We start from the raw sequence: 22,609 nt of genomic DNA on the forward strand, positions 1-22,609 counted from the left end.
AGCACCTGCACCCGCTTGATCGAGTCGACACCCAGGTCAGCCTCGAGATCCATCCCAGTATCGATCATGTCAGCGGCATAACCGGTCTTCTCCGCCACCACCTCGATCAGCGTGGACCGCACCGCGTCCGCGGTGAACGTCGAGCCGGCCGGGATGGCAGCGTTCGCGGTGCCAGCGCTGGTCACACCGGGCGGCGTGGCAGCCGGCAGGGAGGCGGTGACGAACTCGGTGATCTGGTCAAGCGTGCGCAACTCGGCGAGCTGCTCGGGACCCACCGTCGGCGCCTGCGGGAACCGCTCCCGCAACGCACCCAGCACCTGCACCCGCTTGATCGAGTCGACACCCAGGTCAGCCTCGAGATCCATCCCAGTATCGATCATGTCAGCGGCGTAACCGGTCTTCTCCGCCACCACCTCGATCAGCGTGGACCGCACCGCGTCCGCGGTGAGGCCAGTGGGCTGTGGCGCCGTGTCCGGGGCCGCCGGCTGCGCGGGGACGCTGATCGCCGGGGCCGCCGGGGCGACCGACGAGACAGCCGGTGCGGGCGGCGCCGCGGCAGACGTGACCGGAACCGGCGCGGAGGCGACGGGGAGGGCGACGGCGACCGGTGCGGCGGGAGCGGGCGCCGCGACGAAGGCGGTTGGCGCGGCTGGCAGCGCACGCGGCGCCGCGGGACCGTAACCGATCAGCGCCGTCGGGGTGAAGGGAAGGCGCTGGCCGCGCTCCCCCACGGTCAGGCCGCCCGCGGCCAGTTCCAGTTCGGCCAGCTGCGCGAGCACGTCGTTGGCCTGGGCGTGCGCCTGGCCGATGACGACGCTCTGGTGGGCGACCGAGGTGATCGCGTCGGTGAACCGCGGGTCGTCGCGGCCGGTGCTCTGATAGGCGTGCAGGGCGTCGACGAGCCGGCTGGCGACGTCGAGCTGCCCGGACAGGTACACCGAGTGCAGGTTCACCTGTTGCGCCAGCACATCCGGTGCACCCACCTGGTCGGCCCCACCGCCACCGGCCGGGACGGCCGTCACCGCGGCACCCGCGGCGCCACCAGGAGTTGCGGTCTGGAGCGGACCTGCACCGTTCACCGAGCCTCCGTTACCTGTCGTGTGGCCGGCCGGGACGCCGTCGTGGCCGGCGCCGTTCGGCGTGGCCGCCACCGCCCCGGTGCCGTTGACCGTCGAGCCGTTCACCGCGGCACCGTTCACCGCGGCACCGTTCACCGCGGCGGCATTGATCACGGCACCGTTCACCGCGGCACCGTTGACCGCGGCACCGTTCGTGCTGGCGCCGACGGCGGCCAGGACGGCATCGGAGGATGTCCGGGCAGCGGCGCCGATGATGGTGTAGTCGTCTGCGAGGGCGGCGGCGTAGGCGTCGCGGCGGGCCGCCGGGGTGTACTCGGGTGCGGAGAGAGTGATCGTCGGACCCTTGGTCACCGCGACCTCGGGGACATCCGCCTGGTAGCGGTTGAGCCTGGTCAGCGGGGCGCCGAGGACGGCGAGCTGAACGGCGGCCGCCTTGAGCGCGACGTCGCTGTCACCGAGGGGGCCGGCGTCGGTGGGGATGGCGACGACGCCCGCCTCGGGCAGGATCTGGCGGACCAGCCGGGTGAGCACCTGCTTCGGTCCGAACTCGACGAAGACGGTGGCACCGGCGGCGTGCGCGGCGCGCACCGCGCCGACGAACTCGACCGGTTCGAGCAGCTGGCGGGCGAGGACCTCGGCGTTCGCGGCCGGGTCGGGCCCGTAGCTGGCACCGTCGGTGTTCGGGTGGACGGGGGCCTTCGGCTCCGTGACAGGGGTCGTCGCGAGGGCGGCGGCGAACCGGTCGACCGCGTGCGCGACGTAACGGGTGTGGAAGGCCGCTGACACCGGCAGGGGACGGACGTCCAGGCCGTCCTCGGCGCAGCGGCGGATGAACGCCGCCACCGCGTCACCTGGCCCGCCGACGACGACCTGCTCGGGGGCGTTGTGGTTACAGATGACGACGTCGGGATGGTCGGCGAGCAGGGCGGTGACCCGCTCACGTCCGGCCGGCACCGCGGCCATGCTGCCCGTCTCGACGGGCCGGTCGCCAGCGGCGTCCGGGGCGGGCGGGGCCATGGCCCGGCCACGTTCGCGGGCGAGACGGAAGTAGCCGGCCGCGTCGACGGCGCCGGCGGCGTGCAGGGCGGTGAGCTCACCGAAGCTGTGGCCGAGGTAGCCGGCCGGCTCCAGGCCGAGTTCACGCAGGTAGCGCAGCTGCCCGACGGACAGCGCACCGATCGCCGGCTGGGCGTGTTCGGTGGCCCGCAGCTCCACCTCCTGGCGCTGGCGCTCGGCGGCGTCGAACACCGGCGGCGGGAAGACGATGGCGCCCAGACGGCGCTCGGCCCCGTCGAAGGCGGCGTTGGCCTCGTCGAAGGCGGTACCGACCGGAGGCACGTTCACCGCGGCCTCGAGCCCCATGTCCAGGTACTGGCTGCCCTGGCCGGCGAACAGCGCCGCCACGGCGAGGTTCGGCTGCGCCGAGGCGCGGAAGTGGACGCCGCGCGGGTGCGACCACTCGGTCGCCTCGGGTGCGCGTTCGAGCTGGGTGATCGCGAGTGCACGCAGGTCCGCGGCGCTCTCCTCGTCGCGGGCGGCGAAGCCGAGCCGGGCGTGGGTGGCCGGGATCGGCTCGTCGGCGTCCGCGGCGGTGCCGGGCGCCCCGGTGCGCAGCAGCTCGAGCAGGGCGGCGGTGTCGGGGGCGTGCCACAGGTGGGCGGTCGCGGTGCGGTGCAGGACACGCAGGTCGCTACGGTCGCCGGTGTACTCCTCGAGCACGACGTGGAAGTTCGTGCCGCCGAAACCCATCGCCGAGGCTGCGGCGCGGCGCACCGGACGGTGCGGGTCGCGAATCCACGGCCGGTTGGCGATGTTGATGTAGAAGGGGGCGTCGCCGAAGTCGACGGCGCTGTTCGGCCGGTCCACGTTGATCGTCGGCGGCAGCACCTTGTGGAACAGGCCGAGGGCGAGCTTCATCAGGCTGGCGGTGCCGGCGGCGCCCTTGGTGTGGCCGATCTGCGACTTGACGCTGCCGAGCGCGGCGAACTGCCTCTCCTTACCCGCGTCGCGCAGCAGGTCACCGAGCGCGGTGAGTTCGGTGCGGTCCCCGACGGCGGTGCCGGTGGCATGCGCCTCGAACAGTTCCACCGAGTCCGGGCTGCACTCGGCGTCGACGTAGGCGCGGTCGAGCGCGACCCGCTGGCCCTCGGCCCTCGGCGCGTAGATGCTCTTGTGCCGGCCGTCGGAGGACGAGCCGAGACCACGGATGACGGCGTAGATCCGGTTGCCGTCGCGTTCGGCGTCGGCGAGGCGGCGCAGCGCCAGCATGCCGATACCCTCGCCGAGCAGGGTGCCGTCCGCGTCGTCGGAGAACGGGCTGATCGTGCCGGACTTCGACAGCGCCTGCACCTTCGAGAAACACATGTAGATGAAGATCGTGTTCTCGGTGTCGACGCCGCCGGTGATCATCGTGTCGGCGCGGCCGTCGAGCAGTTCGGCGATCGCCAGGCGCACCGCGGACAGCGACGCCGCGCACGCCGCGTCCACCGTGGTGTTCAGACCGCCGAGGTCGAGGCGGTTGGCGACCCGGCCGGCGACGACGTTCGCGAGCAGGCCGGGGAAGGAGTTCTCCTCCCATGGCGCGTACGCGGCGGTGAAGCGGCGGATGAGCTCGTCGGCGTCGGCGTCGGTCAGCCCGGTGCTGCGGGCGGCCTCGCGCAGCACCGGCGTGGACAGCCGCGCGGCCAGCGGGTGCATGAGCGGGACGGGCCCGGTCGTACCGAGCACCACACCGGTGCGGCCGGAGTCGTACCAGTCGGCGTCGCGGCCGGCGATGTCGCGGGCGCCGGCGTCGCGCAGCAGGTCCCGGGCGACGCCGAGGCTCAGCGTCTGCATGGTGCTGGTGACCTCGAGCTGGTTCGGCGGCAGGCCGAACTCCAACGGACTGAACTCGACGTCCGGGATGAACGCGCCGCGGCGTGAGTAGGTGCGGTCCGGGGCGGCGGGGTCGGCGTCGTAGTAGTCGTCGAGGTTCCAGCGGGAGGCGGGGACCTCGGTGGTGCAGTCGGTGCCGTCGACGACGTTCTGCCAGTACTCGCGGTGGTTGCGGGCCATCGGGAACAGGCCCGACATGCCGACGATCGCGATCGGGTTGCGGGCGAGCCGCCGGGAGTCCAGATCGACGGGCGCGGTCGCGCGCGCGGGCTTGGTCACGTGGGTCCCTTCTCGGGGCCGGGCAGCGGGGGGATGTCCGGACGCAGGGAAGACAGGCGGTGGGGGCCGGGCCGGCGCCGTCCGGCGGCGGGGCCAGGGAGTGCGGGGCCGGGGCCAGGGCTGGCGGGGGTGCCGTCAGCTCTCAGGCGGCGGTGAGCCAGGAAGCGCGCTCGACGAGGTCCGCCATGTCCTCGGCGAACCGGTCGTGACCGTCGGTGTTGGGGTGCAGGCCGTCGGCGCTCCACAGTTCGCGGCCGGACCAGTCGGTGTCGGCGGCGATGTCCAGGTGCAGCGTGTGGGTCTCCGAGCACACCTCGCGCAGCACGTCGTTGGCGTAGGCGAACCGCGCGCGCAGCAGGTCACGGAACTCCGCCGGCAACGGCAGGTTCGCCGGGATGTCCGGGTAGCTGGCGGTGAAGACCGTGGTGTCCAGGCCCGCGAGCGAACCGAAGATGGTCCGCAGGTTCACGGCGAACCGGTCAGGTGCGTAGTCCTGGACGAGGTCGTTGACGCCGACGATCACGCCGATCAGCGGCGACTTGCGCACCAGGGCCTGGTGCAGCTGGGTGTCGACGACGACCTGGGTGGTCGCCTGGTAGGCACCGAGGTTGCGGGTCTCCTGGGCGGCGACTCCCATCCGCCGGGCGAACCGGCGGGCCCAGCCGATGTACGAGCCATCGGCGGCGACGTCGCCGCGGCCCTCGACGAAGCTGTCACCGAGAGCGGTGAACCGTGCTGCGGGCATTGTTCGTCTCCCCTTTCGAAGGCCGCGGTGCGACGCGCTGTGAAACCGAGATGTGGACGTTGTTCAGGGACGGGTCGTGATCCGGAGGTCGACCGGGAAGTCGACCTCCTCGTAGAGCTTCTCAAGGTTCGACGGGGCGAAGAACTCCTCACCGGAAATACCGCCGGCGATCAGACCGAAGAACTTCGTGGTGTATTCCGGGCTCAGACTGGTGGCCCGGAAGACCGAGTCGTAGTAAGGGGTCAGGCTCAGTTCCGCGATGCTGCACGTGAGCTCGAACGTGCCATTGCTCTCGGCGTCGCGGATCTTCACGTACTCGGCGACGGCCTCGTCGACCGGACGGGCCCCGGAAAGGCCTTCGTGCAGTTTCTCGGCGAGCACCTCGGTGTACTTCAGGGCGTCGGTGATGCCCCAGCCGGTGAAGGGGTCCTTGTGGTAGCCGGCGTCACCGACCAGCGCCCAGCCGGGGCCGGCGGAGCGGCGGTAGAAGTTGTCCGGGTAGGACATCGCCCGGAAGTTCTCCTGGCGCTTTCCGTTGGCCCGCAGGTCGGCGCCGAGTTCCGGCACGATCTGGTCGAAGATCTCCTGGAAGCTGCCGTCGATGTCGGCGCGGAACTCCCGCATCCGGTCGCGGCGGCGCATGACGGCGAGCAGGTGGTTGCCGTCGTGGGTGGGCCAGGCACCGAACTGCTGCTCACCGAAACCGGTGCGGTGCTGGAAGGGCCAGTCCAGACCGCTGAAGTAGGAGTAGTACACGAAGCAGGCGGCTGGGATGGAGCGGTAGATCTCGGCTCCGACCAGCGTCGCGACGGTGGAGTTACGACCGTCGGCGCCGACCACGAACGGCGCCCGGAAAACCTGCTCGACGCCGTCGCCCACCCGGCCGCGCACACCGGCGGCCCGGCCGTCATCGAAGACGATCTCGGTGACGGTGAATCCCTCGAGCACTTCGGCGCCGGCCTTGCGGGCCTCGTCGACGAGGATCTCGTCCAGGACGGTCCGCCGCGGCGAGTACACCTCGGTGATCCCGTCGATCGGGTCGGCGAAGCCCTCGAGGAAGATATCCGTGTAGGAGAAGGTCAGGTGCCGCATCGGCGGGACACCAGTCGCGACGAGCCGATCCAGAATTCCCCAGTCCTTCAGCCGGGAAAGACCTGCCTGGTGAATGTAGTGGGTGGAGACGGTGTCACTGGGAAAAGTGGCCCGGTCGACCACGAGCACCTTGTGCCCCTGCCGTGCGAGCAGCATCGCCAGCGGCGATCCGGCGCAGCGTGCGCCCACCACGATAACGTCGTACATCTGCGGGTCCTCCCGTCGTCGCCCGGCGGCGGCCGGCTGTACGGTGTTCACCTCGGGTGCGTACGGATCCTGATCTGTCACAGATCCGACGCGGGTGCGGGGACGTTATTTTCGACCTCGGTTGTCATCGTGCTGATCGGGCGGAGATAAATCCACCGGCCCGGTGGAGGTCTCATCGGCCGATAAGACCGGGCAATCGAGTGGTCGAGGTCACTGGTAAATAGTTTCGATCGCTGCGGTGAAATCCCGCTCGATCGTCGCGCGACGCAGCTTCAACGACGGGGTGAGCTGCCCTGCGGCCACGGTGAAGTCCGGCTCGACCACGCGGAACGCGCGGATCGACTCGGCCCGCGACACCAGGCTGTTGGCGTCGTCGACGGCCACCTGGAGTTCGGCGAGCAGCCGCGGGTGTTCGAGTGGCTCGGGGCGCTCGTCGTCCGCGCCGGCGCCGGTGGCCAGGTCGATGCCGGCGGCCAGGTCGATGCCGGCGGCCTGCGCCCAGGCGGCGAACGGGGCCGGGTCCAGGGTGATCAGGGCCGCGACGAACGAGCGTCCCTCGCCGATGACGACGCAGTTGCTCACCAGCGGGTGCAGGCGGACGCGGTCCTCCAGCGGGGTGGGCGCGACGTTCTTGCCGCTGGCGGTCACCAGGATCTCCTTGCGGCGCCCGGTGATGACCAGATAGCCGTCGTCGTCGAGGCGTCCGACGTCGCCGGTGTGCAGCCAGCGCGTCTCGACGGGGCCGGTGGCGTCGCGGCCGAGGGCGCGCCGCTGGTCCGACCAGTAGCCGGGTGAGACGTTGGGCCCGGCGACCAGCACCTCGCCGTCCTCGGCGATGGCGACGGTGACGCCGGGGATGGGTCGACCGACGGTGCGGCGGCGGTTCGTCGCCGGCGCGTTCACCGTCACCGCGGTGGCGGCCTCGGTCAGCCCGTAGCAGTTGAGGATGGTGACGCCGGCGCTGGCGTAGAACGCCGCGGTGGTGTCGTCCAACGACGCGCCGCCGGAGATGACATGGGTGAGCCGCCCGCCCAGGGCCCCCGCGACCTCGTCGTGTGCCAGGTCACGCACCCGCTTGCGGATCTTCTCCAGCGCGTACGGCACCAGGCACAACATCGTCGGACGCAGCCGGGTCAGCGCGCCGACGAGTTCGGGGATGCCGGGCAGCAGCACCGTGCGGGTGCCGGCGTACAGGCAGGCGAACAGCACCGTCTGGCCGAACACGTGCGCCAGCGGCAGGCCGAGCGCGGTGGTGGCCTGGGCGCCGGTGGAGTCGACCCGGAACAGGTCACCGACCTGCTCGACCGTGCCGCCCGAGGACGCCCAGAGATTGCGGTGGGTGAGCATGCAGCCCTTGGGCAGCCCGGTCGTCCCGGACGTGTAGATGATCATGGCGATGTCGTCGGCGCGGACCTTGCCGCCGCGCTGGGCGAACTCGTCCCCGAACCGTTCGGAGCCGGCGGCCACCTCGGATCCCCGTGGGAACGCCGACGGCCCGCCGGTGGCCCAGCCGTCCACCTGCTCCAACGGCCACACCGGATGCCGCAGGCCCGCGCCGGCCGCCTCGGCGACGAGGCTCAGCTGCTCGTCGGACTCGGCGAACGCCCAGGTCGCGCCCGAGTCGGCGAGAACGTGGCGCACCTGCGTCGCGGACGCGGTGGGATACACCGGAACGATCACCGCGCCGAGGCCGAGGGCGGCCAGGCTCAGCAGCGCCCACGGGTAACTGGTCCGACCCATGATCGCGAGCCGGTCACCCGGTTCGACCCCCGCGGCGATCAGGTGCGCGGCGACCGTGCGCGCCTGCTCGGCCAGCTGGCCACCGTTGATCTCCGACTCCGCGGTGTCGGGTACGTCCACCCGGACGAACACCACGCGTTCGGGATGTGCCCGCAGGCTCTGTTCGAGCGCGGACCAGATTCCCTGGTCATCGGGGAGGACGACCCCGCCGTCAGTGCTGGACTGCCGCACTTTCCATCACCTTCCTGCGTAGCACGGAAACCGTGACACCACATTCCAGGGTGAAACGCGGCGAGGATTCCACCAGCAAGTGTGGAATTCCGCCCATGCCCCAGCAAGGCGATTTATTCGATTGATACGAACAGTCGTTTCTTCCTATCGCCGCACTCGAGTTTCGGGGGCTCGGTAGGTTGGAATCTGGAACGGCCGTGAAGCCTCGACGTACTCGAGGAAGAGATCGACCAGCGGCGCTTCGTTCGCGGCCCGCCAGGCGACGTAGAGATCGAGGGTGGGCACCGGGTCGTACAGCTGGACGGGGGTGGGCCGCGGCCCACCGACCACCGAGCCGATGTGCAGCCCACGCGACACCGACGCGAACCCGACCAGGGGTTTCACCGACACGACGATCGCCGTCGCGCTCGGATCATCGACCTCGTGGGCGACCGTGAGGGTGATGCCGCTGGCCTCGGCGGCCGCGTGGATCGCGTCGTACATCGCCGGGCTCTTCTCCCGGGCGAACAGCACACACTGCTGGCGCGCGAGCTCCCCGAACGGGATGCCACCGCGCCCCGCCCACATGTGACCGTTACCGACCACCGCGACCAGCGGTACCCGGAACAACCGCTTGGAGGCGATCTCCGGCGACGACGGACGGCCATACACGATCGCGACGTCGAGGTCCCCGGACACGAGCGCCGCGAGCTGAGGACCGGTGCGCTGCTCGACCAGGTTCACGCTGACGTCCGGATAGTCCGCGGCCATCTTCGTCATCGCCACCGGGACGACATGCTGGCCACCGGGAAAGTTGTAGCCGACCCGCACGACACCGGTGCGCCCCGCGGCGACCTCCCGGGCGGTGTGGGTGGCCTTGTTCATCTGGGAGATGATGGACCGGGCCTCGGTCTCGAAAGCCCGGCCGGCCGCGGTGAGCCGCACGTCGTGCGATGTCCGGGCGACGAGTTCGACGCCGAGATTACGTTCGAGCCGCTGTAGCTGTTGACTCAACGACGGTTGGGACAGGTGTAGGCGAGCAGCCGCGCGACCGAAATGCAGCTCCTCCGCGATTGCCAGAAAGGACACCAGATGCCGCAACTCCATGGCCACCTCCACAGGGGCATCGAGCTTCAGCCTAACGGTGCCGACTAACCCCCGGTGAACCGCACCTTCCCATCACGGGTCCCCCCAGTGGCGAACGTCTGCTTGGCAGCGTGTCACTCGCCACATCCATACAGCACGCTACTGATTCACTACTTGTTCACAACGAGGACGGTGTCTCGAGGCGTACGCTCAGCTCCTGGATGCCGCGCACGATGAGGTTCGGCCGGTAGGGCGGCGGGTCGGCCAGCCCGGTCATACGCGGCGACCGGCGGGCGAGTTCACGCAGCAGCAGCTCCACCTCGAGGCGCACCATCGGCGCGCCGACGCAGTAGTGGTGCCCCCGACCGAAGCCGAGATGGCGCGGCGCCCGCGTCCCACCGGCCGTCCCACCCGCGTACCGGGTGAAGTCGAGCCGCTCGGGGTCCTCGTAGACGGTGGCGTCCCGGTTCGCCCCGGCCAGCAGGATGATCACACCGTCGCCTTCGGCGAACCGCTCACCGGAGACCTCGGTGTCGCGCACCGCCCGACGGGTGGTCAGATGCGACGGCGTGCTGTACCGCATCAGCTCGTCGACGGCGGGTCCGGCCAGCTCCGGATCGGCCCGCAACGCCGCGTACTGGTCGGGGTGGCGGATCAGGTTGTCGAAGGTGCTCGAGATCAGGCTGACCGTCGTCTCGTGCCCCGCCACCAGCAGGACGACCAGGGTCGCGAGCATCTCGTCGCTGGTCAGCCGGTCGCCTTCGGCCTCGGCGAGCGCCAGCGCGCTGACCAGGTCGTCCGCGGGTTCGGCCCGGCGTCGTGCGGTCAGCTCGGTGAAGTAGTCGCGGATCGCCCGGGCCGAGCGCTGCCGATTGTCGACCTCGGCAGGGGTCAGCAGGATGTCCGGGTCCAGGCCGCGGGCCAGCCCATGCGACCAGGACCGCACCCGCGCATGATCGGCGGCCGGCACGCCCATCAGCTCGGCGACCATCGTCAACGGCAACGGGTAGGCGATCGCCTCGACCAGGTCCACCTCGCCGGCGACGATCGCCGCGTCCACCAGTTCGGTGACCAGCTCGCGGGCCCGTGCCCGCATCGCCTCGATCCGCCGGGCGCTGAACGCCGTGCTGACCAGCCGCCGGATGCGGGTGTGGTCCGGCGGTTCCATCCACAGAAACGACGTCGGCAGGTCCGAACCATCGCTGTCGGGATGCATCAGGTCGCGTTCCTCGGCATGGCTCCACGCCGGGTCCTGCAGAATGCTGTCGATCTCCCGGTAGCGGGTGACCAGCCGCATTCCCCCCAGCGGCGCCGGGACGAACGGCCCCGCCTCCCGCAGCACCCGATAGTTGGGGAACGTGTCGTGATGCCAGGCCGGATCGAAGATGTTCACCGCCGCCTGCTCCGGCGTGATCCCGGACGTCGCGGGGGCGGGGACCGTGAAGGTGTCCACGGCGGACCTCCTCATAGCAGCGTCATCAGCGGGAGTCGGCGGGCAGGGCGCGGCAGGCGCGGACGAAGCGGTCGAGCTCGTCGACCCGGTCGGAGGGCGCGTCGACCGCGCGGCGGACCACCCGCACCAGGTGCTCGTAGGCCTCGGTGTGGTCGTAGTGGGCGGTGTCGGCGATGCGCAGCGCCCAGCGCCAGTAGCCGCGCAGGGTGTCGGCCAGCGGCATCCGGAACTGGGCGATCGCCTCGCGGATCGGTTCGACGACGGAATCGCCATAGTGGTGCAGGTAGTTCTCGACCATGTCGGCCATGAAGGTGAAGTGGCGCGCCTCGTCCCGGCTCAGCCGGTTGAGCACCTCGGCGAGGACCGGGTCACCGACGACGGCCTTGAGGTTCTGGTAGTAGATCTGCGTCGCCTTCTCCTGGACCAGGGTGTAGGCGAACAGCGCCGCGGGATGCTCGTGCGGCAGGCTGAACTGCTTGCGGCCTTCCTCGGCCAGCTCCCGGCGCAGCGGTTCGGCCGCCGAGATACCCGATTCGACCTGGTAGCGGAACAGCGCGCGGGCGTGGCTGTCCTCCTCCTGCGCCCAGCGCACGGTGAAGTGGTAGATCTCCCGGTTGAGCAGGAACGTCTCGACGTCGGTGTCGGCGTCCAGCGGGAACCGGCTGCTGTACAGGGCGAAGTAACCGGGCAGATGATCCTCGATGAACGTGATGAACCGGACGGCGGAACGCTGACCGTCGGTGAGCCGGTTCGCGTCGGCGGCGCCCCAGTCGAAGTCCCGTTCGACGTCCCAGCGCCGCGTCACCGGCGTGGCGGCCATGAACGCGGTGACCGACCGGTCCAGGTCGTCCGCTGGCAGCCCGATCGACCGCACCGGCATCGCCCGAGCCGACGTCGGCAGCCCACGCACCTCAGCGACCATTGCGGCAGACCAGCGCGTAGTGCTTGGTGGTGAAACCCCATCCGGCGTTCGCCACCTCGAGGTAGCGGGTGAGGGCCGCCGCCATCCCGGGGCGCAGCTCGTCGATCGCGGCCGCGGACTCCTCGACGCGCAGCAGCCAGTCCTCGATGGTGCGGCGGTAGTCCTCGGTGAGGTCCTCGACGCCGTCCACGGAGAAACCGGCGTCCTCGACCGCGCGGACCAGTTCGGACAGCGGACGCATGTCACCCCAGCCGAAGATGGAGTTGCGGACGAACTCGGTGCCGGCCCGGCGGTCGAACTCGTCGCGGGCGGCGGCGTTGCGAAAGCACGTCTCGGAGACGTAGTACCGGCCGCCGCGGCGCAGCATCGCACGCGCTCGGCGCACGGCGAGGTCGACGTCCGGCATGTGCACGATCGAGCCGAGCATGGTGACGGCGTCGAACGAACGCTCGGGCAGGGTGGCGTCCTCGAACCGGCCGACGGTGGTGGTGACCCGGTCGATCACGCCGAGCTGGGCGGCCCGGGTGGCGATGTACTCGTGCTGACGCCCGGCGGGGCTGATCCCCGTCACCCGCGCGTCGTACTCGCGGGCCATGAACAGGATGAGCGAACCCCAGCCGCAACCGACGTCGAGCAGCCGCGACCCGGGGGTGAGCCGCAGCAGGTCGGCGACGAAGTGCAGCTTCGCGACCTGCGCCTGGGCGAGCGTGATCGGCTCGGTGCGGTAGAGCCCGGAGGAGTACTTGCGCAGCGGGTCGAGGAAAAGCCCGAAGATCTCCGGGTCGAGGTCGTAGTGCTGGTTGGTCTGCCCCGGCTGTGTCCGTTCGGCGGCGGGGCTGGCCTCGGCGATGGTGCTCATGCGGCCTGCACCCGCAGTGCGGCGGTGACGACCTTGGCCAGGTCCGCGATCGAGGCGACGCCGAAGACCTCGTCGTCCTCGAGTTCGACGTCCCAGGTCTGCTCGACCTTGGCGACCACACGCAGCAGCCGCACCGAGTCGGCGCCCTCGATGGCGCGCAGGTCGGTGTCGGGGGTGAGGATGTCCACGGCCACGCCGAGTTCGGTGGCCACGATCTCGGTGATCTGACGGACGACGCCGTCGACGTCAATGCTCACTGCGGCTCCTTCGTGGTCGACTGGTGCTGCGGGGCAGGCTGGTGCTGTGGGACGGGCTGGTGCTGGGCTTCGGCGGTGGTCAGGGCCTGGCCGAGGCGGGTGGCTTCCGGGGCGCTCAGGGTGATGCGGTCCTGGGCGACGCCGAACGAGACGTTGCGATAGCTCGCGGTGGCGGTCACGACGGTGGCGCCGTGCACGTCGAGGATCTCCGCGGACGTGCTGGTCAGCGGGCCGTCCGCACCCTGGCCCAACCGGGCCACACAGAGGTATTCGGCGCCGACGTTGACCGGGGCGAGATAGCGCAGCCGCATGCTGACGGTGAACGCGATCTGCCCGGTGCGCACGACGATGAGGTTGCCCATCGTCTCGTCGACGACGACGCCCAGCAGCCCGCCGTGCACCACCCCCGGGTAGGACTCGTAGCTGCGGCCGAGCCGGAACGTGGTCGAGAGCCCCTCGGGATGCTCGGTGAACTGCAGCGCGATCCCATGCGGGTTGTGGGGTGAGCAGCCGAAGCAGCGATAGTCCTCGAGCACCGACCACGGCATCCGCGGACCCGCCCCACCGTCCGCCTCGTCCGCGGTGGGTGCGGGTTCGGTGGTGGTCATGCCAGGGCCTCGGCGAGTCGACGGCGGACGCGGGAGTTGGTGCTGACGTCCAGGCCGGTCAGGGCCGAGAAGGCGCGGCGGATGTTGTCCTGGAGCCGGTCGAGTTCGCCCTCGGTGGCGATGCCGGCGAGGAACATGTCGAAGGCGGTGTCGATGGTCTCGTGGTTCTCGACCTCGGCGAGCCCGCTCTTGAACACCCCGACGGGATGCTTGATGCGCTGCTCGGAGGTGTACACGTACAGCGTCTCGAGCACCGAGGACAGCTCGTCGGGATGCCGCTGGAGGCGCTGGCGGGCGTAGTGCACGAACTCGCGGGCGTGCCCGGCCTCGTCCCGGCTGGCCCGCAGCATCAGTCCGCGCAGCACCGGCTCCTGCACCCACGCGGCGACCGAACGGTAGACGTGGTTGACGGTCAGCTCGGAGATGATGTTCGTGGCGAGGGTGGCGCACGGGGTGGTACCTGGCCCGTACGGGGCACGCATCGCCTCGACCGGGCCACTGGGCATGCTCACCCCGACGGCGTCCAGCCAGGTCCGGAAGGCGAAGTGGTGCTGGAGCTCCTCGTAACCCCAGACGGCGACGAACGCCGAGAAGTCGTAGTCGTCGAACTCGTTGAGGAAGCCGTGCTGGGCGGCGATCGAGTTCGCCTCGCCCATCACCGAGCTCTTGACCATCGTGACGTACTCGGGCCGCACCTGGTCGGGGTCGATCTCGTCGAAGGGGAGATCCTCGATCGTCCAACGTTTGCGTTCGTAATGGCGAAAGACGTCATAGCCGTGCATCGGATGGATCAACCTCCGTCGGGGGCCGGACGGGTCACCGGGTTCGTCAGGGGCACCGGGTTCATCAGGGGCACCGGACTCATCGGGGTTGGGCTCGGGCCAGGTCACGGGCCTCGACGCGGCGGAACTTGCCACTGGACGTGCGGGGCAGCACGTCCGGGGCGACCAGGCGCACGGACACCTCGGCGAGCCCGAGCGCCGCACCGATCGCCGCACGTAGCCGTGTGGCCAGCGCGATCCGGTCGGCGGCCGACTCGAGCGTGGTCTCGGCGATCACGGTGAGCGCCTCGGCGCCGGTGTCGTCGGTGTCGGTCACCGCGACGCAGCGGCGGCGATGGATGCCCGGTGCGTCCCGGACGAGCGCCTCCGCGTCCTCGGGGTAGTAGTTGACCCCCCGAATAATGATCATTTCCTTGCGTCGGCCGCTGATGTACAGCTCCTCGCCGACCAGGAAGCCAAGGTCTCCGGTGGCCAGCCAGCCGCCGGTGGCCGATGTCGGCCGCGACACCAGCGCCGCCGCCGGATCCGGTGCCGCCGACAGTCCCGGCGCGAGCCCCGGCGCCAGAGCGCCACCGCCACCCAGGCCGCCACCGCCGCCAACGGCATCGGCATCGGCATCGGCGGTGAGGTAGCCGGCGGTGACGGCGTCCCCGGCGATCTCGATCTCGCCGACGGTGCCGTCGGGTAGCGCGTGACCGTGCTCGTCCACGATGCGCACCCGCATCCCCCGCACGGGCCGGCCAAGGCCGACCAGTCCACGGGAGCCGGGTGCGCCCGCCGCGGCCGGCAGTGCCAGGCCGTCCCGGGCCAGGCGTTCGCGGTCGACCCAGGTCGTCGTCGGCCGACGGCCCAGCCGCGGGAACGTGACGGCGAGGGTCGCCTCGGCCATGCCGTAGACGGGGAACATCGTCTCGGGCGCGAACCCGGCCGGGCCGAACCGCGCCGCGAACCGTTCGACGGTGATCGGGTTCACCGGTTCGGCGCCGTTGAACGCGATCCGCCAGCGCCGCAGATCGAGGTCGGTCAGCTCGTCGGGCCCGACGGCGGCGAGCAGCGCGTCGTACCCGAAGTTCGGCGACGGCGCGACGGTGCAGCCCATGTCGGCGAACGCGCGCAGCCAGCCGGCCGGATTCTTGATGAACGTGGACGGCGACCACACCGTCATCGGCGTACCTATCAGCACCGCGGCGAGCGTCCCGAACAGCCCCATGTCGTGGTAGAGCGGCAGCCAGGTCGCCCCGTGGTCGCCGGGTTGGCCGAGCTCGATCCCGTCGACGATCGCCGCCGTCCCATGCACGACGTTACGGTGTGTGAGCACCACGCCTTTCGGTACCGCGGTGCTGCCCGACGTGAACTGCACGATCGCCACGTCCGCCGGTGTCACCGTCGGCAGCGCGGCACCGTTGGCGGCTTTCGTCAGCGCGGTGACGCCGAGAAAGTCCAGGTCCGGCAGGACCGGGCCGAGCCGGCGGACGATGCCGTCCACCCCGGCGCCGACCAGCACCCGGCGGATCGAGGCCGCGGACGTGATGGCGTGCAGGCGGCTCGCGTAGCCGGCCAGATCGGCCGCCGAGGTCGGCATCGGCAGCGGGCAGGCGACGGCCCCCGCGCGGGACGCACCCATGACGGCGACGAGGAAGTCGGCGTTGTTGCGGCTGTACACCCCGACCCGCTCGCCGAAGCCCACACCATCGGCGATCAGGCCGCGGGCCAGGTCGACGCTGGCGGCGGCGAGGTCGGCGAGTCGTACCCGCTCCGCCGAACTGGGGAAGGTCACAGCGGCGTCCGGATGTGCCGCCGCCGCCTCGTCAAGGGCGCCGGGCAACGTCAGGCCACGCATCAGGGATGCTCCCGTCCAGGGCTGGTCGTCGTTCCAGGGCTGGTAAGCGACGTGCGGGTCCGCGGTGGGCCGGTGCCCGTCCGAGGCGGCGCCGCGACCGCGCCCACGGCATCGGCCAGCTCGGCCAGCTCCCCGGACGGCGCCAGACGGGCGCGGACCAGGCGAAGCGAGCCGCCACCACCGTCCGCGCCGAGGTCGAGGTCAGGGACCCACCGGTGCACCTCGACGACCGGAGCGGCCACCGATCCGATGCCGGAGCTGGAGCTGGAGCCGACGGCGAAGGCGAGGTGACGCCGGCCGGTGGCGACCACCCGGCACAGCGGCGGTCGACGCGTCCCCGGGTGATGCGAGCGAACCCAGCCGGCGAGCGGGTCGCCGTCGAAGGTGATCGTGCGCAGCCCCGCCCGCAGGCCGAGGCCGGTGTACTTCGCGACGGCCTCCTTCGCCGTCCACACCCCGCGCACCGCCGCGCCCGCCGGCAGCGACCGCCGTTCGGCGGTTCCGCAGAACCGACCGGCCACCTCGGCGATCAACGACACCGGCGTGTCCTCGACGTCCACCGCGCAGCCCGCCGGATGAAAGCCGACGACCAGCACTCCCCCGTCATGCGCGATCCCCGCCCGCGCCCCCTCGGCCCGCTCGCCGGGCGCCACCGGACGTCCATCCGCCGTGACTCTGAGTACCCCGGGTGCGGCTGCATGATGGTCGGCGAGGACCGTCGCCAGCAGCAGGCGCCCGACCCGACGCACCAACGTCCGGTTTCGACCGCCCGCCCGCCCCACCGCATCCACCGCGTCCGGATCGCGCCGGAGTGCCGCCAGATCCGCGAGCGAAAGCAGATGGCACTCCAACCCGGGCCGCGGGCCGCCACCGTGCCCCCGACGCTCCGCCCCGGCCCGCGACACCAGCGCTGGCATCGGCGCCGGCATGACCCACGGAGGATGTTCGGCTCGGGCGTCCGGCACGACACACCCCTCTCGCGTCTGGTCGATCGTCAGCTGCTCGGATGACCCGGCAACGCACAGATGCTGCCTGGGTAAACCATTCATGGCGGGGCGGTGTGGAGCAGGGGCGGAGCGCGTTCCATCGAAGGACATCGACGTTCCCGCTGTCGCCACCAAGACTGACAATCGGCCACCAGCGGGTCAACGCACGCACTATCTCTTCTATCGATCCATCGTCGTCCGCAATGAGCCGTACAGGCCGATCGCTCGGCACATTTTCGCGTATTGTTCTGGACACCATTCCCCGGCGTTCATCTATTCTTACGCGCCCCATCACCGGACGGACGGTCCACCTTCTCCCGGCGTTCATCCGCCGTTTCCCCGCCCCCGACTGGCGTGTGAACTCCCGCCGGCAACGTGGCTATCGTCTCGACAGATCGGCCTTCTTGGCGGATCTGTCGACCGCATGTCGTCGAGATGGCGCGGACCCCGCCCCGCGGCGCCGCCGCCACCCACTGGAGGTTGAGGCGTGGACCACAACGGCACCGCAGGGATCGACCAGCGCATCGCGGACCTGCGGACCCTGCTCGAGCAGGGCCTCGCCGAGAACGTCGGCGTCGGACATTCCCTCGGCATCCACCTCGCGACCCTCGAGGTCGGACGCAGCGTGTGGACCTTCCGCCCGTCCCCCGCCGCGGCGAACGCCATGCTCACGGTGCACGGCGGTGTCATCGCCACCCTGATGGACACCGCTATGGGAAGTGCGGTGTACACCAGGATTCCAGCCGACAGCTATTACACGACCCTCGAGCTCAAAGTGAACTTCGTTCGTCCACTGAGCCTGACGGCGGACCAGGTCACCTGTGAGGCCAGAACCATCCACGTCGGGCGCCGCACCGCCACCGCCGAATCCTCCGTCACCAACGCGGACGGCAAACTCATCGCCCACGGCACCTGCACCTGTCTCCTCACCACCGCCTGATTCCCACCCCGCCTGATTCCCACCCCGCCCGATCCCCATCCAACCCGCACCCCACCCGCACCCGCACCTCTCGGCGCGACCAGAATCCCGGTACACAGGAGAACACCGAGAGCCATCCGACAGGTGCGCCGCGAGCCATCCGATCAGATGCCGAAGACCATCGGACCACAGGCCGAGGATTGTTCGGCGACATGCCGAGGGTTGCTCGGATTTTCGAGGCCGAAATCCCGGCACAGACCTCGGCATCTCGTGACCCCGACCGCAATCCGGCCACGGTCGAGCGCACCGACCGGAGAGCGGGCCACAGAAAGTAGGTCATCACGGACTGTCCACCATCTGCCCGGACGGGCGGGACGCGGGCAAGGCGTCGAAGGTGGCGGGGACGAGAGTCACACGCCCCGCCGGCAACTCGCCCGCCTGCGGGTACCCGACCAGCAGAGCCGCAGGTCACAGCCCTGCCGACACGACGGCGACCCTGGCAGGGGGACCACCGGTGGGCGGTCACAGCGCCAATGGCCATGGGTGGCGGTCCTAAGGTCCCGCGAGATCGCCCCAACGGTCCCGGCTAAATAGTCACTCTGGGCGACGAGAGTCGGTAGGGACGATCCGTCGGTGAGCGACCCTGAGGAGCCAGCGTGCCCATATGGCACATTCGTCCCTACGAGACCGTCGACTACGCTGCCACCGTCCGCCTGCTCGAGGAGGTACGCAGCACACCCGGCGGTCCGCCGATCAACCTGACCGACACGGTACTGGCCCTGCGTCACGAGGGGCCGGACGCGGAGAGCCCGGCGGTCGTGGCCGTCGCCGGTGAGCACATCGTGGGCGCTGCCGTCGGACGCAAGGAGGGCGGTCAGGGTCGCGTCCTCACCGTCGCGATCGCACCGGCCTGGCGCCATCACGGGATCGGCTCGGGGCTGTTGCAGTCGGTGGAGAACCAGCTGCTGCACGCGGGCTGCCGGCGCATCACCACCCTGATCACCCCGGGTCAGACCGATGAGGAGGCGTTCCTGCACCGCGGGTTCGCCGCCACCGGTCAGGTGCTCTACGACAAGGAGATCCCGCTGCGCCCGGCGGACGTGTCGACCGTCGAGCGGTGGGGTGGGGCGCTGCTGAGCACATCCGAGTGGTCGAACCTGGCCGGGATGACCGAGGAGCGGGCGCTCATCGAGCAGCGGCTGCTGCTGCCGGTGCGTGAACGTGAACTCGCCGAGGCCTACGGCGTGGTCATTCCCACGGCGATGCTGCTGTTCGGGCCGCCCGGGACGGGCAAGACGTCGTTCGCCCGGGCGGTGGCCGCCCGGTTGGAATGGCCGTTCGTCGAGCTGCTGCCATCGCGGCTGGCTTCCGGCGCGGCCGGGCTGGCCTCGGAGCTGCGTTCGGCCATCCACGACCTGATGGGTGTCGAGCGGGTCGTGGTGTTCATCGACGAGGTCGATGAGATCGCGCAGTCGCGAGAGACCCGACCGGAGAACCAGTCGGTCGTCAACGAACTGCTCAAGGCCATCCCGGCGTTCCGTGGGGTGGCTGGACGGCTGCTGATCTGCGCGACGAACGCGGTGTCCGCGCTGGACCCGGCGTTCGTCCGGCCCGGCCGGTTCGACCTGGTGCTGCCGGTCGGCCCGCCGGACGCGACCGGACGGCGGGTGCTGCTCGCCGGCCTGTTGGAGCGGGTCGCCAACAAGGAGGAGATCGACCTGGACGCGGTGGTCGCCGCGACCGACCTGTTCACCCCGGCGGACCTGTCCGCGGTCGTGCAGCGTTCCGCCGCGGCGGCCTTCCACCGGGCGGCCGACAGCACCCGGGCCGCCCTCACCAGCGGGTCGGGGTTGGCGTCGCTGAGCCTGGCCGGCACGAGCGGGGCGGACGAGGCCGGTAAGCCCGACTCGGACGCGGCCGGACCGCACGGTGGCACCCCGGCCACCCCGACCACGCCGCTGCGCACCGAGGACCTCCTCGAGGCCGCCCGCGCCGCCCGTCCGACGATCAGCCTCACCGAACTCGACCGTTTCCGCCGCGACGCCCAGGCCTTCACCCGTATCTGAGGCCGCCCGGAGCAGACCCCAGCCCCCTCGGACGCCCATCCCGAACGCCCCACCCGAACGGACGGATCCCCTGGTCGGACGGCCCGCGAGGTGAGGCCGCCCTTACCCGCGGCGGCCGCATCGGACTCGTAGCCCGGCTGGCCGGGCCATCGTGACCGGTCCGGACGGGACCTTTGCTCAGAACATCGGCGGCGTTTGCGGATTCGGCCGAAATCTCGCGGATCCGGGCGGACGATGTACCCCGGCCCAGATCGCACGACCGGTCCCACGGTTCACGACCGGTGTTTCACGGTTCACGTCCACCGGGCGGCGGCCCACCACGGCCGCCCTCCCAGGCTCACGTCCGCAAGGCCGTCCTCGGGCTCCGAGGGGCGCACGGCCTCGAGATAGGTGCATGCCATGACTGTTGACACGCGCGCGCTCTACATCGTTGTCTGCGGCGGCGGCTACCCCGCCGACGACGTGCCCGACTTCGTCTCGCAGGCGAAGGCCGCCGGGTGGGACACCCGGATCGTCGCCACGCCGGCCTCGTTGAAGTTCCTCGACACCGGCGCGCTCGCCGAGCTCACCGGCTACGCCGTACGCAGCGAGTACGTCCTGGTCGAGGACGACGAGGAGGAACGCCCGATCCCCGACGCCGTCGTCGTCGCCCCGGCCACCTTCAACACCGTGAACAAGTTCGCCGGCGGCATCTCCGACACCCTGGCGCTGAGCCTGCTCAACGAGACCATCGGCTCCGGCATCCCGATCATCATCGCCCTGCCGCCGAACCCCACCCACGCCAAGCACCCGGCGTTCCTGGCCAACATCGCCACCCTGCGTTCCTGGGGTGTCCAGGTCATCTTCGACTACGAGGACGTCATCCTCGAGGACGTCCCGGACATCGACGCCTGGAAGGCGATGTTCCCCTGGAAGAAGACCTTCGACGCCCTCGAGGCCTCCCGAGGCGCGTGACCGGAGCACGAGCACGGGCGCGGGGCTCCTCTCCTCTCCTCTCCTGGGACGGGAGCCCCTCGCCGTCCGCCCCGCACACCGCACCTGTCCATCGCCGGCTGGCGGAGCAGAAGGGCGCGGGGCCCGACAGCGGCCCGGACCGCAGCCCTGGACAGAACCGCGTTCCTCGAGTCCCGGAATGCGGTCAGGCGCCTTCGCCGTGACTGACCCGTCGGCGCCAGGGGTCAGGCGTGCAGGGGGAGGTCGATGGTGATGCGGGTGGGTCCGCCGGGTGGGCTGGTGACGTCGAGCCAGCCGTCCACCGTGCGGACCCGCTCGACGAGCCCGGTCAGGCCGCCACCGGGTTCGAGGGTGGCACCGCCCGTCCCGTCGTCGACGACGGTGAGCCGGAGCCGTCCGGCGCGTCCGATGACACCGATCCGGATCTCGTCGGCCCGGCCGTGTTTGACCGCGTTGGTGAACAGCTCCGCGGCGCAGAAGTAGGCGATTGTCTCGATCGCCGCCGACGGCCGCTGGGGCAGGTCGACATGCAGCGCCACCGGCTGCCCGCCAGCACCGCTGGTGGTGGTGCTGGTGCTGCTGCTGGCGCCGGTGCCTCGGGCGGCGAGGCTTTCCAGCGCCGCCTCGAGACCATGGTCGAGGATCGGCGGGTGGATACCGCGGGCAAGATCGCGCAGCTCGACGAGGGCCTCCTTGACGTCGCGGTGGGCGGCGTCGACCATCGACCGGGTCCGGTCGAGGTCGAGGCTGTCGCCGTCCGCGGTGGCGAGCTGTTCCCGGACCGCGCCGAGGTTCATCGCCATCGACACGAGCCTGGCCTGCGCGCCGTCATGCAGGTCCCGTTCGATGCGGCGTAGCGCCGCGGCCGAGTCGTCGACCGCGCTCGCCCGGGTGAGCTCCAGCTCGTGCATCCGTTCCGCGGCGAGCTGCCGGTTCGTCGGGCCGAGCAGGCCGCGGATGAGCAGCCGGTCCAGCCCCACCAGACCGTGAATCAGTGGCCGGGCCAGGTAGAGCAGCACGGCGCCGGCCGCGACCGCCATCGCCATCCGCGGCCAGGTGTCCAGGAAGTAGTCGGTGCCGAAGGAGGCACCGCGATGCGGTCGTCCCGCGCTGTCATGCTGCACGGGCAGATACCGCTGCCACACCGGATAGGTCACCCCACCCAGTCCGGCCGAACAGAACGCGACGGTCACCACGAAGTTCGTGATCGCCAGCGGAAACTTCACCAGCAGATAGACACATGCCCGCCAGCCGGCCCCGTCCCTGAGCCCCGCCCGGACCCAGCGCATCACCCCTCGGCTACGTGGACGCAACGGACGCGGCGGAGCCACCCGATCACCGAGCATCTCCGCGGCCAGGGCACGCTGCACCGTCCCGAACCCCCGTGCCCCCACCAGCATCGTCGCCAGCAGCGGAATCCCCAGGAACGTCACCGCCAGCGCCGGACCCGTCGACAGCGCCACCACCACATAGACAAACCCGACAATCGCCAGCGGAAAACACACCAGCGTGTACCCCACCTCCCGCACGAAACGCCCGTACAACCACCCCCCGGACGCGCCAGTGCGAGAGCCACGTTCCACCGACCCACGCCCCCCGGCCGGCCGTTCCCCCGCCTGACGGTCCCCCACCGGCCACTCCCCAGCATGAC

General features: G+C 70.9%; 17 protein-coding genes. 3 read left to right on the forward strand and 14 right to left on the reverse strand.

Annotated features, from left to right (window positions below; genetic code table 11):
- The 13 genes from MXD59_RS13705 to MXD59_RS13765 form a co-directional block, all read right to left on the reverse strand.
- The coding region (locus MXD59_RS13705; protein ID WP_248825224.1) for a type I polyketide synthase at positions 1 to 4,232 on the reverse strand (4,232 nt) is incomplete at its 3' end.
- Between the two features lie 142 nt (positions 4,233 to 4,374).
- Positions 4,375 to 4,977, reverse strand: coding sequence for an SGNH/GDSL hydrolase family protein (locus MXD59_RS13710; RefSeq protein WP_248825123.1), 603 nt, complete (start codon positions 4,975 to 4,977; stop codon positions 4,375 to 4,377).
- A 63-nt stretch (positions 4,978 to 5,040) separates the two neighbouring features.
- The gene (locus MXD59_RS13715; RefSeq protein WP_248825225.1) at positions 5,041 to 6,276 is read right to left on the reverse strand and encodes an NAD(P)/FAD-dependent oxidoreductase; all 1,236 of its coding nucleotides are present in this window, start codon (positions 6,274 to 6,276) and stop codon (positions 5,041 to 5,043) included.
- A 210-nt stretch (positions 6,277 to 6,486) separates the two neighbouring features.
- Positions 6,487 to 8,247, reverse strand: coding sequence for an AMP-dependent synthetase/ligase (locus MXD59_RS13720; RefSeq protein WP_248825125.1), 1,761 nt, complete (start codon positions 8,245 to 8,247; stop codon positions 6,487 to 6,489).
- A 144-nt stretch (positions 8,248 to 8,391) separates the two neighbouring features.
- The gene (locus tag MXD59_RS13725; protein ID WP_248814502.1) at positions 8,392 to 9,333 is read right to left on the reverse strand and encodes a LysR family transcriptional regulator; all 942 of its coding nucleotides are present in this window, start codon (positions 9,331 to 9,333) and stop codon (positions 8,392 to 8,394) included.
- A gap of 157 nt (positions 9,334 to 9,490) precedes the next feature.
- Entirely contained in the window at positions 9,491 to 10,765 is a 1,275-nt protein-coding gene (locus tag MXD59_RS26980; RefSeq protein WP_248825128.1) for a cytochrome P450, read from the reverse strand.
- Positions 10,766 to 10,790: 25 nt separating this feature from the next.
- Entirely contained in the window at positions 10,791 to 11,687 is an 897-nt protein-coding gene (locus MXD59_RS13735; RefSeq protein WP_372512070.1) for an acyl-ACP desaturase, read from the reverse strand.
- Positions 11,677 to 12,546 carry an SAM-dependent methyltransferase gene (locus tag MXD59_RS13740; RefSeq protein WP_248814498.1) on the reverse strand — a complete coding sequence of 290 codons (870 nt, stop codon included), beginning with the start codon at positions 12,544 to 12,546 and terminating at the stop codon, positions 11,677 to 11,679. Before MXD59_RS13740 ends, MXD59_RS13735 begins: the two co-directional genes overlap by 11 nt.
- Positions 12,543 to 12,803 carry an acyl carrier protein gene (locus MXD59_RS13745; RefSeq protein WP_248814495.1) on the reverse strand — a complete coding sequence of 87 codons (261 nt, stop codon included), beginning with the start codon at positions 12,801 to 12,803 and terminating at the stop codon, positions 12,543 to 12,545. The genes MXD59_RS13740 and MXD59_RS13745 overlap by 4 nt, the downstream gene beginning before the upstream one ends.
- Positions 12,800 to 13,411 carry a PaaI family thioesterase gene (locus MXD59_RS13750; RefSeq protein WP_248825129.1) on the reverse strand — a complete coding sequence of 204 codons (612 nt, stop codon included), beginning with the start codon at positions 13,409 to 13,411 and terminating at the stop codon, positions 12,800 to 12,802. The genes MXD59_RS13745 and MXD59_RS13750 overlap by 4 nt, the downstream gene beginning before the upstream one ends.
- Positions 13,408 to 14,193, reverse strand: a complete 786-nt coding sequence (locus MXD59_RS13755; protein ID WP_248825132.1) for a ferritin-like domain-containing protein — start codon at positions 14,191 to 14,193, stop codon at positions 13,408 to 13,410. The genes MXD59_RS13750 and MXD59_RS13755 overlap by 4 nt, the downstream gene beginning before the upstream one ends.
- A gap of 79 nt (positions 14,194 to 14,272) precedes the next feature.
- A complete protein-coding gene (locus tag MXD59_RS13760) occupies positions 14,273 to 16,033 on the reverse strand; it encodes an AMP-binding protein (RefSeq protein WP_248825134.1) in 1,761 nt (586 codons plus the stop codon).
- On the reverse strand, positions 16,033 to 16,998 hold the full coding sequence (locus tag MXD59_RS13765; protein ID WP_248825136.1) for a 4'-phosphopantetheinyl transferase family protein: 966 nt from the start codon (positions 16,996 to 16,998) through the stop codon (positions 16,033 to 16,035). Before MXD59_RS13765 ends, MXD59_RS13760 begins: the two co-directional genes overlap by 1 nt.
- A gap of 508 nt (positions 16,999 to 17,506) precedes the next feature.
- On the opposite strand from MXD59_RS13765, the gene MXD59_RS13770 reads away from it, so the two are divergent.
- The 3 genes from MXD59_RS13770 (at position 17,507) to MXD59_RS13780 (ending at position 20,958) form a co-directional block, all read left to right on the forward strand.
- Positions 17,507 to 17,959, forward strand: coding sequence for a PaaI family thioesterase (locus MXD59_RS13770; protein ID WP_248814488.1), 453 nt, complete (start codon positions 17,507 to 17,509; stop codon positions 17,957 to 17,959).
- A 635-nt stretch (positions 17,960 to 18,594) separates the two neighbouring features.
- A complete protein-coding gene (locus MXD59_RS13775; RefSeq protein ID WP_248825137.1) occupies positions 18,595 to 20,004 on the forward strand; it encodes an ATP-binding protein in 1,410 nt (469 codons plus the stop codon).
- 399 nt (positions 20,005 to 20,403) lie between these two features.
- Positions 20,404 to 20,958: a flavoprotein gene (locus tag MXD59_RS13780; RefSeq protein ID WP_248825139.1), complete on the forward strand. Its 555-nt coding sequence runs from the start codon at positions 20,404 to 20,406 to the stop codon at positions 20,956 to 20,958.
- 224 nt (positions 20,959 to 21,182) lie between these two features.
- On the opposite strand, the gene MXD59_RS13785 is transcribed toward MXD59_RS13780, so the two are convergent.
- Entirely contained in the window at positions 21,183 to 22,487 is a 1,305-nt protein-coding gene (locus tag MXD59_RS13785) for a sensor histidine kinase (protein WP_248825141.1), read from the reverse strand.
- Positions 22,488 to 22,609: the final 122 nt, after the last annotated feature.

Origin of the sequence: Frankia umida, assembly GCF_023242945.1 — a bacterium.
GTDB lineage: Bacteria > Actinomycetota > Actinomycetes > Frankiales > Frankiaceae > Frankia > Frankia umida.

Excerpts from the sequence above, each read along its gene's own strand:
- MXD59_RS13710 (WP_248825123.1), bottom strand. The coding sequence starts at position 4,977 with ATGCCCGCAGCACGGTTCACCGCTCTCGGTGACAGCTTCGTCGAGGGC.
- MXD59_RS13715 (WP_248825225.1), bottom strand. The coding sequence starts at position 6,276 with ATGTACGACGTTATCGTGGTGGGCGCACGCTGCGCCGGATCGCCGCTG.
- MXD59_RS13725 (WP_248814502.1), bottom strand. The coding sequence starts at position 9,333 with ATGGAGTTGCGGCATCTGGTGTCCTTTCTGGCAATCGCGGAGGAGCTG.
- MXD59_RS13735 (WP_372512070.1), bottom strand. The coding sequence starts at position 11,687 with ATGGTCGCTGAGGTGCGTGGGCTGCCGACGTCGGCTCGGGCGATGCCG.
- MXD59_RS13740 (WP_248814498.1), bottom strand. The coding sequence starts at position 12,546 with ATGAGCACCATCGCCGAGGCCAGCCCCGCCGCCGAACGGACACAGCCG.
- MXD59_RS13750 (WP_248825129.1), bottom strand. The coding sequence starts at position 13,411 with ATGACCACCACCGAACCCGCACCCACCGCGGACGAGGCGGACGGTGGG.
- MXD59_RS13755 (WP_248825132.1), bottom strand. The coding sequence starts at position 14,193 with ATGCACGGCTATGACGTCTTTCGCCATTACGAACGCAAACGTTGGACG.
- MXD59_RS13760 (WP_248825134.1), bottom strand. The coding sequence starts at position 16,033 with ATGCGTGGCCTGACGTTGCCCGGCGCCCTTGACGAGGCGGCGGCGGCA.
- MXD59_RS13780 (WP_248825139.1), top strand. The coding sequence starts at position 20,404 with ATGACTGTTGACACGCGCGCGCTCTACATCGTTGTCTGCGGCGGCGGC.